The sequence below is a fragment of the Mesorhizobium sp. B2-5-11 genome (assembly GCF_006440835.1).
Lineage (GTDB): Bacteria > Pseudomonadota > Alphaproteobacteria > Rhizobiales > Rhizobiaceae > Mesorhizobium.
In genome coordinates, this window is sequence record NZ_VFUK01000008.1 from 202,550 (window position 1) to 219,046 (window position 16,497).

The following is a 16,497-nucleotide window of genomic DNA, read 5'->3' on the forward strand; positions in this document are numbered from 1 at the left end:
TACTGGAGTCGCCTTTCCGAGGGTATGAATGCCGCGCAAGCAGTGGCCTTGGCATGGCAAAGAGAGTCACGGGCTTAGCGACGCCCGGAGAATTGAAAAGGGAGGAACTTATGAAAGTATCGAATGCATTCTCGCGTCTAGCGGTTCTCGCTGCGGCCAGCCTGGCGCTGGCGGGCACGGCGCAAGCCGAACAGATCGTTGTGAGCAACTACGGCGTCTCGGCAAACGGAATGCCTTTTGCCGTGGCCATGGAGAAGGGCTTCTTCAAGGAAGAGGGCGCCGACGTTACAGGCATCCTTTCCTCGGCCGGCGGCGGCACGACGCTGCGCAATATGCTCGCTGGCGACGCGCCATATGCGGAAGTCAATCCGAATGCCATCATCGCGGCGATCCAGCAGGGCGCCGATATCAAGATCATCAGCGACAACGTGCTGACAGTTGCAGAATTCATCTGGGCAGTGAAGCCGGATTCGCCGATCCAATCGGTCAAGGACCTGAAGGGCAAGAAGATCGCTTTTACCAACCCTCGCTCCACCAGCCAAGGCTTGGCAGCGCTGGTCTTGCAGGCTGGCGGCCTCAAGACTGAAGACGCCGAGCTCGTGAAGACTGGCGGTTTCGGCGAAGGCGTTGCGGCGCTGGACACCGGGCTTGTCGACGTCGCGCCCATTCCAGAACCGCTGTGGTCGAAGTTCAAGGACAAGTATCGGCCTATCGCCAAGGCCTCCGATCTGCTGCCGCCCATCGCCAATGTGCTCGGTGCCGCTGCTGGCTCGGCGGCCGAGAAAAAGGGCGATTTCATCAAGGCGGTGATCCGCGCCCGCCGTCGCGCGGTGGAGTTCATGGCGCAGAATCCCGATGAGGCAGGCGACATCATCGCCAAGGTGTATAATCTCGAGCCAGAAGTAGCGCGCAGCGCGGTCAAGAACCTCGTGGACAGCCGTACCAACGGCATCGAATATTGGGGCACGGGGCAGATCCACCTGGACGGGCTAGAGAAGTCCGTCGAGGTGCAGAAGATGATCGGCGCCCTGAGCGGCGACGTCGACCTCAAGGCAATAATCGATACCCAGTTCCTGCCAGACGATATCAAGGAATTGAAATGACCATTTCGCAAAGCGCACAGGTCGCGCTGCGCGGCGTAGACAAGGTGTTCACCCGGCCGGGACGGCCGGGTGACACCGTTCACGCACTCGGCGCGATCGATCTTGAGTTGAAGCAGGGCGAATTCTTCGCCGTGGTGGGGCCGTCCGGCTGCGGCAAATCTACCCTACTGGAACTCGTCGCGGGACTTTCGACCGCGACCCGCGGCGAAGTCACCTTCGAAGGCCGGCCGATCGCCGGCCAGATACCGGATGGCGTCGGCGTCGTCTTCCAGGAAGATGCCTCCTTCCCCTGGCTTACGGTCGCCGACAATATTGCCTTCGGGCTGCGGCGCATGAAGATTTCGCATCAGGAGCGCGAAGAACGGATCGCGCGGGCGCTCGCGATGATGGGGCTCACATTCTTTGCCAAGAGCTATCCTGCCCAGTTGTCTGGAGGTATGCGCCAACGCGTATGCATCGCCCGGACGCTAGTGACGGAGCCGCGGCTCATTCTGCTTGACGAACCGTTCGGCGCGCTCGACCAGCAAACCCGCCTCCTGATGGGCGATGAGGTGCTGAACCTCTGGCGCAAGACCGGCGCGACGGTCTTCCTCATCACCCATGCGCTCGATGAAGCCGCCATGCTTGCCGATCGCATCGGGGTGATGTCGGCCCGACCCGGACGGCTCATCGATATCGTTAAAACGGACTGGCCGAAGGATCGCGACAGCCGCATCGTGCAGGAGGAGCGCTTCGGGACAATTACAGCCCGGCTCTGGCGTTCGCTGCGCGAGGAATCGCTCAAGGCGATCGGCAAGATGGAGGGGGCGGCATGAAGAGCGCCACATTCTGGCGGATCGGTATCGTCGTCGGCTTCGTCGGCCTGCTCGAAGTCTTGTGCTTTGTTGGGGTCATCCCCCACCTCACGATGCAGCCGCCGCACCGCATCGTCATCGATCTCGTCAAGATGTTGGCCTCGGGCGCGCTCAATGCCGCGATTGCCAAGACGTTGGGCAACGCCGCAATCGCCTTCGTCATTGCCGTTGTCACCGGGGTCGCGAGTGCTATCGTCATCCATCAGTTCGAGCGTGTGCGCGACACACTCGACCTGGTCTTCGCGACCTACTATGCGATCCCGGTCTTTGCTTTCTACCCGCTCCTGATTATCCTCTTCGGGCTTGGTGACGCACCGCAGATCTTCATCGGAACCATGCTGGGCGTCGTCGCTGTCATCGTGAATACGTTGAATGGCCTGGACCGGGTGCCGCGGGTGTTCCTCAAGACCGCCAAGATGGGCCATATGTCTGCGGTCGAGACCGCGTGGCGCATCACCCTGCCTTGTGCAGCACCTTATATCCTCACGGGGGCCAAACTCGCCGTCGCCTATTCGCTGATCGGCATCATCGGCGCCGAATTCATCATGTCGACGGGGGGGATGGGCTACGAGATCAGCTTCGCCTACAACAACTTCGACAATGCGATCATGTATCCGCTCATTCTGCTGATCCTGATCGTTTCGATCACCATCAACGCGCTTCTCGCCCGCTGGGAGAAGAAGCTCATGAACCGGCGGGGGCTTCGATGAGCAGCAAACTGCCTCTCAACGCGGTCGTCTCCGGCAAGGTCGATACGGTTGCGTCGACCGAGACCCGGTCAGCCGCACAGGACTTCCATATTCCCGACGGCCTGCGCAACGGCGTCACCCTCGTTGTCGCGCTGCTCGTCTTCTGGCAGATCCTCTATTGGATCGTGGGAGAGGTCGCGCTGCGCTCGCCGCTCGAGACGCTCGGCTTCACGGCCCATCTCGTCACAACCGGGCAGTTCTGGGTTCATCTTACCGAGACCGCCCAGGCCTTCGGCCTCGCGCTCCTGTTGGCGGTCGTCATCGGCCTCGCGATCGGTTTCACGCTTGGCCTGAACGGCGCCATCGCCGAGGTTCTCGAGCCCATGCTCGTCGCAGTCTATTCGATCCCCAAGATCACGCTCTACCCGATCCTGCTGCTCGCCTTTGGGCTTGGCATGTCGGCGAAGGTCGCATTCGGCACGATCCACGGCGTCATTCCTATCGCACTCTTCACGATCAATGCAGTGCGAAACGTCAAGCGCGTTTACGTCAAGACCGGGCACGTCATGCGCCTGAACCCTGCCGACATGATCGCGCGCATCGTCCTGCCGGCCGCCATGCCGGAGATCTTCGCCGGCATCCGGATTGGCTTTTCGCTGACGCTGATCGGGACGCTGCTCGGCGAGATGTTCGCCTCACAGCGCGGCCTCGGTTTCCTCCTGATGAACGCAATCGGCTTGCACAACATAGACCTCATCATGGCGCTCACTTTCCTGCTCGTCGTCATTGCGGGCGTCTCCAGTAGCCTGCTGCTTTATCTCAACCAGCGGCTTTATGGACGCGCCTAGCTAAGCCCCGGATCTTTTTGTTTTGAGCGTGCAATCTTTGTCGAGCTTGGCTCTTCAGAAACGACCCGGCGCAACCATGGAAGTGCTCGCCGATAAGACAGCCGAAACGCCGCATTCGAGACGGATGAGGTTGTAGCCAGGATCGTACGGCTGGTCGTGCCGCGAAGGCTTCACCGCGCCCGCTCCAAGGCGGATATACTGCCTCCATCACGGCACGGTGTCTGTGCTTGTGGCCGAAGAGGTGCAGGATTGCACGAGAGGTCAAAGCATCGTTCACAGCGCCTCCGTCAAAGAGCCAGTCGATTGGATGATGGACGAGCACAAGGCGACTGTATTCGGCACCAGCCGTTTGTAGGACTCAGAAAGATGTCGCTGGCCCTGTCGTCTTCAGTACGGCCAAACGGTGCCATGACCCGAGAATCTCTCGCCGAAGAGCTTGAGAGTGCGGCCGAGTGCCATTGCGGACATGTCGCGGCCGGATCTTCAAATCATCCTTCGCCGCGGTGCCTTGATGTTCCGAAACCTCGCTGGCTTTCCTTGAAGCCGGCGACGGACGATGCGCTCGCCTTGATCGCCTCTGTGATGAGGATCTGGGCTTGGAGATTACTTCTCCACAGTTCTCCGGGCAAGGGCGGTCAGGCGAAGCGCAATTTCATCCGGCTCATCGCGCGCGGCAGCGCTGGAATGTTTCCGGATCATCGGACGACCAGGAAAAGCCGTGCAGGGACAGGCTTATCCTGTTGGGCTCCGAACGCGAGAGCTCGACCGTGCCTGCGCTCATCGGGCTGCCGCCCTTGTAGCATTGGGCGGCAACGCGCAGCGTTTTTCCGTCAACGTGCGGTTCGCCGAATTCGCAGCCGACCTCATAAAAGGTCAATCCCGACGGCAGAACCTCCAGCACATCGACTTCCCCGTTCTCCTGCTCGCAGCGCAGCGGATCGGTCGACCATTTGCCGAGGAAGTCGTTCGGCATCTTGGCTTGGACGGCTGCCGGCAGGAACGACGCCAGTGCGACAAGGACCGCGAGCGAACGCTTAGCCCCGGCGCGGCGATGGCTGTCCGAGCTGGATTGCCTTTTCAGCATGACCGATCTGGTCATAAGCATGGTTCTCTCCTTTCTGCTGCCCGCCCATTCACAGCCGCGCCGGCCCTATTCAGGATTGACAGCGGCAATCAGGCAGTCCTTTCCTTGACCTTGTTGGTTCTGGGCCTTGCGCGTTTCGGCGGCGCGGATGCCGTCGCCTTGGCCTTTGCAGCCAAGCTCTTCGCGGCTGAGGCCTTTGCCACCGGGATTTTGGCGACTTGCTGATCCTTGGCGCCGGGCGCCTTTGCCTTCCTGGCCAGTGCCTTGCTCTCGCGGCGGATCGGCCGGCCTACCGGGCAGATCTCCTGCACAAAGCCGGTTAACGTCGAGGCCAGCGTGTTAGGCGCCTGGCGGTAATAGACGAACTTGCCGCGCTTTTCGCTCAACACCAGGCCGGCATGCTCAAGCAATTGCAAATGCTGCGAGATCGACGGCTTCGACATGTCGAAGCGCCCGGCGATGTCACCCGCGCTTAGTTCGTGATGCGCAACATAGGCAAGGATCTTGCGGCGTACCGGCGAGGACAGCGCCTCAAAGATGAGTTGGATGGACATACGACAATGCTACACGACAGCAAGTCGATTAGGCAATCAATTAATTGTTGACGCATTGACGATAAGCTGATTACCTAAATGACGAAACGAATTCGATCGGGGCTACAGGGGCGGGAGACAAGGCTGACCGCCGATGGCGGACGGCAAAGAAGGATGGCGAGATGCGCCCGGCCCTGAAAACCTTGCTCAAGATCGCCTTTGACATAGTCGCCACGATCGCCTTCTTCTACCTGGCCATGCTCACGGTGCCTTACGCGGTCGGCTTTCCTGTCGCCGGGCTGATGCGTCTCTTCTCATTAGGTGCTGGGTTTGTGGCGAACACCTGGATCGGCCACCAGTCCTTCCTGACGGATGCCCTGCTCGACACTTTGGGCATCACGTATCTGATGTTGGTCTTCGCCGTCGGCATTGAGATCGTGCGCCGGCTGGTCGGGTCCCGATCGATCTGGCTCTATGTCGTCGGCGCCTTCGTCACGATGGCGGTCTATATCGGCCCCGCATCCACAGCACCCCGTCCGGCTAGTGCCTTCGCGCTGGCACTACCGCTGATGATGGCCGCTGGATACGGTGCCGGCTACTGGCTGGTGACCATCCGTCTGCGCGCCGCTGTCATCCAGTTCGCCAGGCGCCTGATCTGCGGCCCCGACGCCAAACCCTGCGTGTTCTCCTGAGGATATCAAAATGTCTGCTTTGCGCCTTACATCTCTTTTGCGTTTTTCAACTCTGGGGTTCTTTACGCTGTCGGCATTAGCGTTGCTCGCCATCGCCACCGGCAGCGCTATGGCGGCGCCGGCGAAGGATCTCTACAAGCTCTGCCGCCAAGTGAAGAACGACGACGAGGTCCTCCCCTATTCGCACGCGCTTTACGCCGGCACGGTCAGGGCGTTCAAAAAGCTGTTTCCAGATGCCAAGATCGTGCCGGAGGAACCGGAACTCGAAACCCAGGTTCACTATCGCTGCATGAATGGCAAGCTGCTGGCCTGCTTCGTGGGCGCCAATCTGCCCTGCACCAAGATGAACGCCTCACGCGACAATCCTGGCGCTGACGAATTCTGCAAGGCGAACCCGAATGAAGACTTCGTGCCGGCCGCGGCGAGCGGCCACGATACCGTCTATTCCTACAAATGCCAGGACGGCAAAGCTGTGGTCACGGGTGATACTTGGGCACTCGACGAGCGCGGCTTCGCCAAGAAGCTTTGGGCCGAGGTAATTCAACATTGAGTTTGGTTTTGGCGCCTCAACGCTCTTCACCTCACTTGGGCCGAGACAAAGGGGCGGCAATTCCAGAGCATCAGTCAGGGCGGCTTCGGGAGGGGCAACGACACTGCATGCCCGTTACAGATTTGATCTCGCACGACGTCTGGTCGTGAGCTCGAATGGTAGAGACTCGCCTGTGGCTCTCAATCTCCTTATCGGTACCATCGTGATCAGCCTGACGGTACTGATTCATATCTTTGGCCTCATCGAGGTCACACACCCGGTGGGGGGTGCCTTGTGTCCCGTTTTCGCATGCACGGGCGCCGCAGCCGCATCGTCGCGATGACGCGTGGTGATGGGTCTCTTTGCCGTCATGACGGCAAAGATCTGGCTTTGGGCGGGGTTGTACCGGATGCTCAACATCTTCGCCGACTTTGAAACTGCATTGTACTTTTTCCACCATCACCTTCTCGACTGTTGGCTACGGCGACATAGTGCCTGCCCTTGCGTGGCGTGTCCTGGCGGCACTCGAATGCGTTAACGGGTTCTTGCTCATCGGCTGGTCGACCGCCTGTCTCATCGCAGCCGGCACCGCATCGGACCGTCCAAGGCGGGCGAGCATTTCTGACCAGTTGGTGCTCAGGTTTGCTCCCGATCAATACTGTACGGGCATTCTGTTGGTACGCTCTTACGATCGGGTCAGCCATGATTTGGCCGACGATCAGCAGGAGGGAGAGATCTGCCTTTCTGCTTCTTTGGACGAATTGACTATGACCTGATCGAACCGCAGACCGGGAGGAAAGACATCAGAGTTGGGAGGATAAGCATGGGAGAAGATCTATTCGGTCATCATGCCGACCGCATCCAGGCGGCGATTGCGTCGGACGCTGCGGCGAAATCCGCCCTGGTTGCCTCCTGGCGACGGTCTTCCAATTTGCATCGACTCGAACCAGCCGATTGCAGGCCTCCACATTATCTGACGGAGGCCGAACTGGGACAGGCCCGGCAACGAATCGAACCTCTCATTTGCGCTGCCCAAGCGAGTCTCGACCGTCTCTATCTCGCAGTAGGCGGCGTGGGATGCTGTGTCCTGCTCGCCGATCGCGACGGCGTGCCTGTCGAACGGCGCGGCGCGCTCGTGGACGACGAGACGTTTTATTCCTGGGGTTTGTGGACTGGCTCCGTCTGGAATGAGGAAAGGCAGGGCACCAACGGGATCGGCACCTGTCTGGTTGAGCGACGCCCGCTGACAATTCACCGCGACCAGCATTTCCATACGCGCAATACGCTGCTCAGTTGCACCACCGCTCCGATCCACGATCATGAGGGGAATCTTGTAGCCGTGCTTGACGTGTCGTCCTGCCGGGCTGATCTGACCGAAGCCTTTGTCAATCTCATCTCGATGGCTGTGGTCGACGCGGTGCACCGGATCGAGATTGAGAACTTCAAGATGGCATTCCCGAAGGCGCGAATTCTGCTGGCGCCGGTGACCAACAAAGGCTCTGGCGCGCTGATCGCCGTTGACGCGGACGATCTCGTGGTCGGCGCGACCCGTTCGGCCCGCCTGGCGCTTGGCATCACACAGCAGTGTTTCGACAAACCAATGCCTGCCGCCGATCTGCTCGGCTGGGCTGAGATCGGCCCTAAAGTTCTCGCTGAGGCAGAGCGTGGAGCCCTCCAGCGTGCGCTCGCGCGCGCTGACGGGAACGTCTCAGCCGCAGCTCAGGCGCTTGGGATCAGCCGGGCGACGCTTCACCGCAAGCTCAACCGTCTGGATGTCCGCCGGTCACACTGACGCCCAAGCTCTCATAACTGTCGCAATTCTGCGACACATCCTACCCGACCAGCGTGACCGGCGCGGTGACAAGCACCGCCGAAAATCGCAAGTGTCTTTCGAAGCGTCGCATCCCGCGACGTCAGCTTTGGGAGGAAGACGCATGAACAAGGTTGAATTCTCACGCTCGGTCAAGGCGCCCTTCGACAAGCGCTATGGCAATTTCATCGGTGGCAAACGGGCCGAGCCCCGCTCTGGCCGCTATTTCGAGAACTTCTCGCCGGTGAATGGCCAGCTGCTATGCGAGGTAGCGCGCTCGGACGGCCAGGACATCGAGGCGGCCCTGGACGCCGCCCATGCCGCCAAGGACGCCTGGGCGCGCACCAGCGTGGCCGAGCGCTCCCTTATCCTCAACCGCATCGCCGATCGCATGGAGGAAAACCTCGATCTCCTCGCATGCGCCGAAACGTGGGACAACGGCAAGCCGATCCGCGAAACGACCGCGGCCGACCTGCCTTTGGCCATCGACCATTTCCGCTATTTCGCCGGCGCGGTGCGTGGCCAGGAAGGCAGCCTTTCGCAGATCGACGACGACACTGTCGCCTATCATTTCCATGAGCCGCTCGGCGTGGTCGGCCAGATCATCCCGTGGAACTTCCCGTTGCTGATGGCATGCTGGAAACTTGCTCCCGCGTTGGCGGCCGGCAATTGCGTCGTCCTGAAACCTGCCGAGCAGACCCCGGCTGCCATCCTGCTCTGGGCCGATCTCATCGGCGATCTTTTGCCGCCGGGTGTGCTCAACATCGTCAACGGCTTTGGCCTCGAGGCCGGCAAGCCGCTGGCTTCGTCGCCGCGCATTGCCAAGATCGCCTTTACCGGCGAGACAACGACGGGCCGGCTGATCATGCAGTATGCCAGCCAAAACCTGATCCCGGTGACGCTCGAGCTCGGCGGCAAGTCACCCAACATTTTCTTCAAGGATGTCGTCGCCGAAGACGACGATTTCTTCGACAAGGCGGTCGAAGGCTTCGTCATGTTCGCGCTGAACCAGGGCGAGGTGTGCACCTGCCCGAGCCGCGCGCTCATCCAGGAATCGATCTACGACAGGTTCATGGAACGCGCCCTCAAGCGCGTCGAGGCGATCGTGCAGGGTGATCCGCTCGATCCGGCAACGATGATCGGCGCCCAGGCTTCGTCCGAGCAGATGGAAAAGATCCTGTCCTATATCGATATCGGCCGCCAGGAAGGAGCCGAGTTGCTGACCGGTGGAGCGCGCAGTCTTCTGCCCGGCGATCTGGCCGGCGGCTACTACGTCCAGCCTACGGTGTTCAAGGGTCACAACAAGATGCGCATCTTCCAGGAGGAGATTTTTGGGCCGGTGGTATCGGTCACGACCTTCAAGGACGACGACGAAGCGCTCAGCATAGCCAACGATACGCTCTACGGCCTCGGTGCCGGTGTCTGGACACGCGACGCCAACCGTGCCTATCGCTTCGGCCGCGCGATCCAGGCTGGCCGCGTCTGGACCAACTGCTACCATGCCTATCCCGCGCATGCGGCCTTCGGCGGGTATAAGCAGTCCGGCATCGGCCGAGAGACCCACAAGATGATGCTCGACCACTACCAGCAGACGAAGAATATGCTGGTCAGCTACAGCCCGAAGAAGCTTGGCTTCTTCTGATCGGCTCAAGGGCGCGGCTCCGCAGGGGACCGCGCCCCAAGCTGGATCGAAAACCTAATGCATACCAGGTCACGGCAACGCCGGCAGCGCTTGAACTGATCGCGGAGATCGTTGCCGAGCACGGTCCAGTGCTGTTCCATCAATCCGGCGGCTGCTGCGACGGCTCTTCGCCGATGTGCTATCCGCTGGACGAATTGATCGTCGGCGATCGCGATGTCTTGCTCGGCCATATCGGTGATGCGCCGTTCTACATCGGCGCATCGCAATTCGAGGCCTGGAAGCATAACGATCTCATTATCGACGTGGTGCCAAGCCGAGGCGGCATGTTCTCGCTGGACAACGGAAGGGAGAAGCGGTTCCTGACGCGGTCGACGATCTGCGCTGTCCAGATCGGGATGTAGGCCTTTCCATACGATTTGGGCGAGCATTTCTGACCGCAGCCGATGTTCAGACCGCCACGGAATGCCTCGCCTTGCCGGTTTCGAAATACTTGTCGAACTTCGCCGCGACGCTTCTGACAAAGGGGCGGCTTTCCAACGGCACGACGAAGCGGTCACCGTCAAGTTCAAGCAACCGGGCAGGGTCAAGAAGGGCGGTGGAACTCGCTCTGCCGAGAAGCCTTTGGCCAGCTTCGCCAAAGCGCTCGACCAGGTCGATCGCTGAAAAGCCGGAATCGCACATCAGCCGCTCGATGATCCACCCGCGAGCGCGGTCGTCGTCGGACAAAGCAATTCCGCGGACCGCAGCCAACCCACCGTCATCCACCATGCGGCCATACTCGGCGGTCGAAGGCATGTTCTGTACATAGCCTTGCCGGAATTGGCTGATGGATGACGGGCCGAGGCCGATCAAGGTTTCGCAGCGATCCTCGGTGTAGCCCTGAAAGTTACGACGCAACATCCCCGCGTGCGCAGCAAGCGCCAGCGCATCGCCCGGTTTGGCGAAATGGTCGAGCCCGATTGCTTCGTATCCCTGGTCGAGTATGGCGCGAGCTGCCAGTTGCGATTGAGCGAACCGCTCCTCCGGGCCTGGCAACCAGGCCTCGTCGATCATTGTCTGATGTTTCTTGAACCATGGCACATGGGCATAGCCAAAAAGGGCGATCCGATCGGGTTCGAGCGTCAGCGCCTGCATGACAGTGGACAAGACACTCTCCCTGGTCTGGTGCGGCAAGCCGTAAAGCAGGTCCAGGTTGACCGACTCGACGCCGCGTGACCGAACGCCGTCGACGACTGTCTTGGTCTGCAAGAAGGTCTGTTCGCGATTGATGGCCTTCTGCACCTTCGGATCGAAATCCTGGACCCCGAGGCTCGCCCTCGTCATGCCGATTTCGGCAAGTGCGTCGAGGCGGGCTTCGTCCATATCGTTGGGTTCGATTTCGACGCTGATCTTGGCGCCGGGAAGAAATGAGAAGCAGTTGCGCAGAACGGCTCCCAGCGCGACCATGTCCTGTGGTTTGAGCATCGTCGGTGAGCCGCCACCGAAATGGACGGCACGTACCCGGCCCTTGCCTCCGGCGAGACTTGAGACGGTGGCGATCTCCGCATGCAGTGATCTCAGATATTTGGTGACCGGTTCGTAATGGCGTGTCTGCTTGGTGTGGCACGCACAGAACCAGCAAAGCTTGTCGCAATAAGGGATGTGCAGATAGAGCGAGATCTCGTCGCCCTTGTTGAGCGCCTTCAGCCAGTCGCGACAAACGGCGGCATCGACGCCCGGATGAAAATGCGGCGCCGTCGGGTAGCTCGTATAACGCGGCACGTTTTCACCAAGCCTGGCAATTAATTCTGGCCGCATCTCGATATCTGCTCCGATGTGTATTGCACGATCCTGCTCACATCGGACAATGGCAGCCTTGATCTCGGTCAATGATATCTCGCCGCGGACAAACTGCCGCAACGGATTTCTCGGGCCGATACTATATCCTGCCAGTACTTTGGGTTCGCGGACGACCACGATGACAGTGCGTCAGGATGTACATAGCGCCGGCATTCCCGTGCTTTGCCAGTCATGCGAAGCGCGGCATCATGGCGTTTGCGGCGCGCTCGATCCGGACCAACTGGTGGGCCTCGCCAAGACCTCATCGAAGCATACCGTTGAAGCGGGCGTGGAATTGATCGGTGATGCCGAGGCCATCGACAGTTACGCGAATGTGCTTTCCGGCGTGGTCAAGCTGACGAAGAGCCTTTCGGACGGACGCCAGCAGATTGTCGGGCTTCAATTTGCTCCCGATTTTCTGGGCCGGCCCTTCAAGGTGGAAAGCGCGATCAACGCCGAAGCCGCAACCGCGGTCTCCCTGTGCTCGTTTCCAAGGGCCGTCATCGAACGGATGATGAAGCAATCGCCGGGACTGGAGCATCGTCTCTTCAAGCAGACGCTGAACGAACTCGATGATGCCCGCGACTGGATGGTGATGCTGGGCCGCAAGAGTGCTTCGGAAAAGGTGGCGAGCTTCCTTCTCATGATCGCCAAGAACATCGACCCCACGCTTGATCCGACCGCCCAGTCGACACGTTTCGACCTGCCTTTGACCCGCGCCGACATCGCCGATTTCCTCGGCCTGACGATCGAGACTGTCAGCCGTCAGCTGAGCCGGCTGCGATCAGATGGCGTGATCCGCATCGAGAACAATCGGCATGTTAGTGTCGATAGCTTGAATCGGCTGCAGAGCCGCTCCGGCGCCTAGGCTCAATCGACAAACCCGATCATCGGCAGGACATGCTCGCGCTCGAAGGCGATATGCCGGCGCAGGCTTTCGAAGAAACCGCGCAGCATGAACCCAACCGCCTCGGCGTTGTCGATCGTCTTGCCGTGGCCGATCGCCAGCAACATTTCGGTCACCTCACCGGCAAAGCACTCGTCCTCGATATGCTCGGCGCTCAATCGCCTTGCTGAACCAAGGTCGGCATCACTGCTGGCCAACGCGGCCTCGTAGGCGGGAAAGATGACCGTCTCTTCGTATCGATGACTGTCGCGCAACAGCGGAACGATTGCGTTGGCTACGCTCAGGCACGCCAACGTGTCGACCTTGGGCAACGTGTCCGCGATCCTTTCCAAGACGTCGCAGAGCTGCAGTTTTTCTAGGTGTGCACGTTTCATCACCGCAGCAAACGCTGTCGGTATCGAATTTTTGCCGGCTGCATGCGGCGGAAATGGTCCCCCTGCTGTCTGCGAGTTCAACGGCAATCTCCTGATCGTTCGCAGGACCAAGCCTGCCCACTCCAAATGCAAATGACTTTGACATGGATCAAGGCGGCGACGTGCCGGCTGCGGAATTGGTGTTGCCGCGGATTGGCGCCCGCGCAGGGAATCCGAGGTCGGGGATATGTCATGAAGTTCGGCACACAAATCTTCGCGTTGAGCCTTTTTACATTCGCGGCTTTGGTGGCCGCCGGCTTCGGCGTGGACCAGCCATTCCGGCAGCACATGTGGGTGCTGTTCTTCGTGCTGCTCGGTTTTGTCGCCATCCTCATTCGCAACTCAAGCTTCGAAGTGACCGCACCGATCGACCCTTCCGCCTACATGGACGGTCCGATCCGCTACGGGGCCATCGCCACAATGTTCTGGGGCGTGGTTGGCATGCTGGTCGGCGTGGTTATCGCGCTGCAGCTGGCCTACCCCGATCTCAACATTCAGCCTTGGTTCAATTTCGGCCGCTTGCGGCCGCTGCACACTTCCGGGGTCGTCTTCGCCTTCGGCGGTAATGCGCTGCTGTGCACCTCATTGTACGTCGTGCAACGCACTTGCCGCGCCCGCCTGTTTGGCGGCGATCTCGCATGGTTCGTCTTTTGGGGCTACCAGCTTTTCATCGTAATGGCCGCGACAGGCTACTTGCTCGGCATCACCGAGAGCCGCGAATACGCCGAACCCGAATGGTACGTGGACATCTGGCTGACTATCGTCTGGGTCGCTTACCTCATCCTGTTCCTTGGCACGATCCTGAAGCGTAAGGAACCGCACATCTACGTCGCCAACTGGTTCTACCTGTCCTTCATCGTGACCATCGCGATGCTGCATGTGGTCAACAACCTTTCGATGCCGGCCTCTTTGCTCGGTTCCAAGAGTTACTCCGCCTTTTCGGGGGTCCAGGATGCGCTGACGCAATGGTGGTACGGCCACAACGCGGTCGGCTTCTTTCTCACCGCCGGCTTCCTCGGCATGATGTATTATTTCGTGCCCAAGCAGGCGAACCGGCCAGTCTATTCCTACCGGCTTTCGATCATCCATTTCTGGGCGATCATCTTTCTCTACATCTGGGCCGGGCCGCATCACCTGCACTACACCGCCCTGCCCGACTGGGCGCAGACGCTCGGCATGGTGTTCTCGATCATGCTGTGGATGCCGTCCTGGGGCGGCATGATCAATGGTCTGATGACGCTGTCCGGCGCCTGGGACAAGCTGCGCACCGACCCGATCATCCGTATGATGGTGATGGCCATCGCCTTCTACGGCATGTCGACCTTCGAAGGCCCGATGATGTCGATCAAGGCGGTCAACTCGCTATCGCATTATACCGACTGGACCATTGGTCACGTGCACTCCGGTGCGCTCGGCTGGGTCGGCATGATCTCGTTCGGCGCGATCTACTACATGGTGCCGAAGCTCTGGAACCGTAACCGGCTCTATTCACTGCGGCTGGTTACCTGGCACTTCTGGCTGGCGACCCTGGGGATCGTCGTCTACGCCGCGGTCATGTGGGTGTCCGGCATCATGCAGGGCCTGATGTGGCGCGAATACGACGAGCAGGGCTTCCTGGTCTACTCCTTCGCCGAAACGGTCGCAGCCATGCACCCCTACTACGTCATGCGCGCCATCGGTGGCGCCATGTACCTCTCGGGCGCCCTGGTCATGGCCTGGAACATCGCCATGACCATCCTCGGCCACCAGCGCGAGGAGCAACCGATGCCTGGCTCCGTTCCCGCCCTTCAGCCTGCCGAATAAGGAGCCAGAACATGGGCTTGATGGATAGACATGCACTAATCGAGAAGAACGCCACGCTTCTTCTTGTGGGCTCCCTTCTTGTTGTGACAATCGGCGGCATCGTTGAAATCGCACCGCTCTTCTATCTCGACAACACGATCGAGAAGGTGGAAGGCATGCGCCCCTACTCGCCGCTCGAACTTGTCGGGCGCAACATCTATGTGCGCGAAGGCTGCTACCTCTGCCACAGCCAGATGATCAGGCCGTTCCGCGACGAAGTCGAGCGCTACGGCCACTACAGCCTGGCTGCGGAGTCGATGTACGACCACCCCTTCCAGTGGGGATCCAAACGCACCGGGCCGGATCTCGCCCGCGTCGGTGACCGCTATTCGAATGCCTGGCACGTCGCGCACCTTGCCGACCCCCGCTCGGTCGTCCCGGAATCGGTCATGCCGAGCTATGCCTTCCTGAAGGACGCGCAGATCGAGGTGAAGAACTTCTCGACGCACCTGGTTGCGAACGCGCGCGTTGGTGTCCCTTACTCGGACGACATGATCGCCAACGCCAATGCCGATTTGAAGGCGCAGGCCGACCCGAATGCCGACACGTCCGGCCTCGAGAAGCGCTATCCCAAAGCCAAGGTCGGTGACCTCGACGGCAATCCGCAGGAGGTGACCGAAATGGATGCCCTGGTTGCCTATCTCCAGATGCTCGGGACCTTGGTCGACTTCAAGAACTACGACGAAGCCGCCGGCTACCGTTGAGGAGTTTATCCATGGATTACAATTTGATGCGGGAGTTTGCTGACAGCTGGGGTCTGGTCGCCATGGCACTCTTCTTTGTCGGAGCAATTGTCTTTGCCCTGCGCCCTGGCAGCCGCAAGCTGGCCGACGAAGCTGCCCGGATTCCCCTTGAGGACGAGTGATCATGAGCGACGAGCACATCGATGAAATCTCTGGCGTCTCAACCACCGGTCACGAATGGGACGGCATCAGGGAGCTGAACAACCCGCTTCCGCGCTGGTGGGTCACAACGTTCTACGTCACCATCGTGTGGGCGATCGGCTACACCATCGCCTATCCGGCATGGCCGCTGCTGCACTCGGCGACAACGGGTGTTCTCGGCTATTCGAGCCGCAATGACGTCAAGAACGAGCTGGCGGCGGCGGAAGCAGCGAAGGGCAAGTACGTCGCGGCGGTGGAGTCGAAAAGCATCTCCGAAATCGCCGCGGACGATGTCTTGCGGGAATTCGCGGTCGCGGCCGGCGGCGCCGCATTCAAGGTTAACTGCACGCAGTGCCACGGCTCCGGCGCCCAGGGTTCCAAGGGCTTTCCCAACCTCAACGACGACGACTGGCTGTGGGGCGGCAAGGCCGAGCAGATCCAGCAGACGATCACGCACGGCATCCGCTTCGCTTCAGATCCGGACACGCGCCTGTCGGAAATGCCGGCCTTCGGCGACATCATCACCGCCGACCAGATCTCCCAGGTCAGCGCCTACGTCGCCAGCCTGTCCGGCAAGGTCCGCGATGCAACTCTTATTCAACTCGGCGCCAAGGTCTTCGCCGAAAACTGCGTCGCTTGTCACGGCGACAATGCGAAAGGCAACAGGGAGCTCGGCGCGCCCGACCTGACCGACGCGATCTGGCTCTACGGGTCGGGCGAAACGGCAATCGCCGACCAGGTTCGCGCACCGAAGCAGGGCGTGATGCCAGCGTGGGGCGCGCGTCTCGGCGAGACCAAGGTCAAGGAGTTGGCGGTCTACATCCATTCGCTCGGCGGCGGGGAATAGGT

The 16,497-nt window shown here is 60.5% G+C and carries 18 protein-coding genes and 1 pseudogene; 15 read left to right on the forward strand and 4 right to left on the reverse strand.

Features of this window, described 5'->3' with window-relative positions; genetic code table 11:
• The first annotated feature begins 110 nt into the window (after positions 1–110).
• Genes FJ490_RS24030 through FJ490_RS24045 form a run of 4 tightly spaced genes read left to right on the forward strand, consistent with a single transcriptional unit; the run spans position 111 to position 3,494 of the window.
• A complete protein-coding gene (locus FJ490_RS24030) occupies positions 111–1,103 on the forward strand; it encodes an ABC transporter substrate-binding protein (RefSeq protein WP_181167710.1) in 993 nt (330 codons plus the stop codon).
• The gene (locus FJ490_RS24035) at positions 1,100–1,918 is read left to right on the forward strand and encodes an ABC transporter ATP-binding protein (RefSeq protein WP_140522772.1); all 819 of its coding nucleotides are present in this window, start codon (positions 1,100–1,102) and stop codon (positions 1,916–1,918) included. Before FJ490_RS24030 ends, FJ490_RS24035 begins: the two co-directional genes overlap by 4 nt.
• Complete coding sequence (locus FJ490_RS24040) at positions 1,915–2,667, forward strand: ABC transporter permease subunit (protein ID WP_140522773.1); 753 nt, start codon at positions 1,915–1,917, stop codon at positions 2,665–2,667. The genes FJ490_RS24035 and FJ490_RS24040 overlap by 4 nt, the downstream gene beginning before the upstream one ends.
• Entirely contained in the window at positions 2,664–3,494 is an 831-nt protein-coding gene (locus tag FJ490_RS24045; RefSeq protein ID WP_140522775.1) for an ABC transporter permease, read from the forward strand. The genes FJ490_RS24040 and FJ490_RS24045 overlap by 4 nt, the downstream gene beginning before the upstream one ends.
• Before the next feature lie 661 nt (positions 3,495–4,155).
• Here FJ490_RS24045 and FJ490_RS24050 read toward each other — a convergent pair.
• Together FJ490_RS24050 and FJ490_RS33650 are read right to left on the reverse strand one after the other, a co-directional pair.
• Positions 4,156–4,599, reverse strand: a complete 444-nt coding sequence (locus FJ490_RS24050) for a hypothetical protein (RefSeq protein ID WP_140522777.1) — start codon at positions 4,597–4,599, stop codon at positions 4,156–4,158.
• A 68-nt stretch (positions 4,600–4,667) separates the two neighbouring features.
• Entirely contained in the window at positions 4,668–5,132 is a 465-nt protein-coding gene (locus FJ490_RS33650; protein WP_210239480.1) for a metalloregulator ArsR/SmtB family transcription factor, read from the reverse strand.
• Positions 5,133–5,293: 161 nt separating this feature from the next.
• On the opposite strand from FJ490_RS33650, the gene FJ490_RS24060 reads away from it, so the two are divergent.
• The 6 genes and pseudogenes from FJ490_RS24060 (at position 5,294) to FJ490_RS24085 (ending at position 10,185) form a co-directional block, all read left to right on the forward strand.
• A complete protein-coding gene (locus FJ490_RS24060; protein ID WP_140522779.1) occupies positions 5,294–5,803 on the forward strand; it encodes a hypothetical protein in 510 nt (169 codons plus the stop codon).
• Between the two features lie 10 nt (positions 5,804–5,813).
• Positions 5,814–6,353 carry a hypothetical protein gene (locus FJ490_RS24065; protein WP_140522781.1) on the forward strand — a complete coding sequence of 180 codons (540 nt, stop codon included), beginning with the start codon at positions 5,814–5,816 and terminating at the stop codon, positions 6,351–6,353.
• Positions 6,354–6,525: 172 nt separating this feature from the next.
• Positions 6,526–6,957, forward strand: a pseudogene (locus FJ490_RS33220) (ion channel).
• 198 nt (positions 6,958–7,155) lie between these two features.
• Positions 7,156–8,124 (forward strand): GAF domain-containing protein, encoded by a 969-nt coding sequence (locus FJ490_RS24075; protein ID WP_140522783.1) that lies wholly within the window; start codon positions 7,156–7,158, stop codon positions 8,122–8,124.
• Positions 8,125–8,266: 142 nt separating this feature from the next.
• Complete coding sequence (adh, locus tag FJ490_RS24080; RefSeq protein ID WP_140522785.1) at positions 8,267–9,784, forward strand: aldehyde dehydrogenase; 1,518 nt, start codon at positions 8,267–8,269, stop codon at positions 9,782–9,784.
• Between the two features lie 41 nt (positions 9,785–9,825).
• Positions 9,826–10,185, forward strand: a complete 360-nt coding sequence (locus tag FJ490_RS24085; protein ID WP_140522787.1) for a DUF779 domain-containing protein — start codon at positions 9,826–9,828, stop codon at positions 10,183–10,185.
• A 46-nt stretch (positions 10,186–10,231) separates the two neighbouring features.
• Here the strand turns inward: FJ490_RS24085 and hemN are convergent, their stop codons facing one another.
• The gene (gene hemN, locus FJ490_RS24090; protein WP_140522789.1) at positions 10,232–11,581 is read right to left on the reverse strand and encodes an oxygen-independent coproporphyrinogen III oxidase; all 1,350 of its coding nucleotides are present in this window, start codon (positions 11,579–11,581) and stop codon (positions 10,232–10,234) included.
• Positions 11,582–11,741: 160 nt separating this feature from the next.
• On the opposite strand from hemN, the gene FJ490_RS24095 reads away from it, so the two are divergent.
• The gene (locus tag FJ490_RS24095) at positions 11,742–12,470 is read left to right on the forward strand and encodes a Crp/Fnr family transcriptional regulator (protein WP_140522791.1); all 729 of its coding nucleotides are present in this window, start codon (positions 11,742–11,744) and stop codon (positions 12,468–12,470) included.
• 2 nt (positions 12,471–12,472) lie between these two features.
• On the opposite strand, the gene FJ490_RS24100 is transcribed toward FJ490_RS24095, so the two are convergent.
• A complete protein-coding gene (locus FJ490_RS24100) occupies positions 12,473–12,970 on the reverse strand; it encodes a hemerythrin domain-containing protein (protein ID WP_319023035.1) in 498 nt (165 codons plus the stop codon).
• Positions 12,971–13,114: 144 nt separating this feature from the next.
• On the opposite strand from FJ490_RS24100, the gene ccoN reads away from it, so the two are divergent.
• From ccoN to ccoP, 4 genes are read left to right on the forward strand one after another with little or no spacing between them, the layout of a single operon-like run.
• Positions 13,115–14,725 carry a cytochrome-c oxidase, cbb3-type subunit I gene (ccoN, locus tag FJ490_RS24105; protein WP_140522793.1) on the forward strand — a complete coding sequence of 537 codons (1,611 nt, stop codon included), beginning with the start codon at positions 13,115–13,117 and terminating at the stop codon, positions 14,723–14,725.
• Positions 14,726–14,736: 11 nt separating this feature from the next.
• Complete coding sequence (gene ccoO / locus FJ490_RS24110) at positions 14,737–15,468, forward strand: cytochrome-c oxidase, cbb3-type subunit II (protein WP_140522795.1); 732 nt, start codon at positions 14,737–14,739, stop codon at positions 15,466–15,468.
• Positions 15,469–15,479: 11 nt separating this feature from the next.
• Positions 15,480–15,629, forward strand: a complete 150-nt coding sequence (locus FJ490_RS24115; RefSeq protein WP_140522798.1) for a cbb3-type cytochrome c oxidase subunit 3 — start codon at positions 15,480–15,482, stop codon at positions 15,627–15,629.
• A 2-nt stretch (positions 15,630–15,631) separates the two neighbouring features.
• Positions 15,632–16,495, forward strand: a complete 864-nt coding sequence (ccoP, locus tag FJ490_RS24120) for a cytochrome-c oxidase, cbb3-type subunit III (RefSeq protein WP_140522800.1) — start codon at positions 15,632–15,634, stop codon at positions 16,493–16,495.
• Positions 16,496–16,497 lie beyond the last annotated feature (2 nt).

Excerpts from the sequence above, each read along its gene's own strand:
- FJ490_RS24030 (WP_181167710.1), top strand. The coding sequence starts at position 111 with ATGAAAGTATCGAATGCATTCTCGCGTCTAGCGGTTCTCGCTGCGGCC.
- FJ490_RS24035 (WP_140522772.1), top strand. The coding sequence starts at position 1,100 with ATGACCATTTCGCAAAGCGCACAGGTCGCGCTGCGCGGCGTAGACAAG.
- FJ490_RS24040 (WP_140522773.1), top strand. The coding sequence starts at position 1,915 with ATGAAGAGCGCCACATTCTGGCGGATCGGTATCGTCGTCGGCTTCGTC.
- FJ490_RS24045 (WP_140522775.1), top strand. The coding sequence starts at position 2,664 with ATGAGCAGCAAACTGCCTCTCAACGCGGTCGTCTCCGGCAAGGTCGAT.
- FJ490_RS24050 (WP_140522777.1), bottom strand. The coding sequence starts at position 4,599 with ATGCTTATGACCAGATCGGTCATGCTGAAAAGGCAATCCAGCTCGGAC.
- FJ490_RS33650 (WP_210239480.1), bottom strand. The coding sequence starts at position 5,132 with ATGTCCATCCAACTCATCTTTGAGGCGCTGTCCTCGCCGGTACGCCGC.
- FJ490_RS24060 (WP_140522779.1), top strand. The coding sequence starts at position 5,294 with ATGCGCCCGGCCCTGAAAACCTTGCTCAAGATCGCCTTTGACATAGTC.
- FJ490_RS24065 (WP_140522781.1), top strand. The coding sequence starts at position 5,814 with ATGTCTGCTTTGCGCCTTACATCTCTTTTGCGTTTTTCAACTCTGGGG.
- FJ490_RS24075 (WP_140522783.1), top strand. The coding sequence starts at position 7,156 with ATGGGAGAAGATCTATTCGGTCATCATGCCGACCGCATCCAGGCGGCG.
- adh (WP_140522785.1), top strand. The coding sequence starts at position 8,267 with ATGAACAAGGTTGAATTCTCACGCTCGGTCAAGGCGCCCTTCGACAAG.
- hemN (WP_140522789.1), bottom strand. The coding sequence starts at position 11,581 with ATGCGGCCAGAATTAATTGCCAGGCTTGGTGAAAACGTGCCGCGTTAT.
- FJ490_RS24095 (WP_140522791.1), top strand. The coding sequence starts at position 11,742 with ATGACAGTGCGTCAGGATGTACATAGCGCCGGCATTCCCGTGCTTTGC.
- ccoN (WP_140522793.1), top strand. The coding sequence starts at position 13,115 with ATGAAGTTCGGCACACAAATCTTCGCGTTGAGCCTTTTTACATTCGCG.
- ccoO (WP_140522795.1), top strand. The coding sequence starts at position 14,737 with ATGGGCTTGATGGATAGACATGCACTAATCGAGAAGAACGCCACGCTT.
- FJ490_RS24115 (WP_140522798.1), top strand. The coding sequence starts at position 15,480 with ATGGATTACAATTTGATGCGGGAGTTTGCTGACAGCTGGGGTCTGGTC.
- ccoP (WP_140522800.1), top strand. The coding sequence starts at position 15,632 with ATGAGCGACGAGCACATCGATGAAATCTCTGGCGTCTCAACCACCGGT.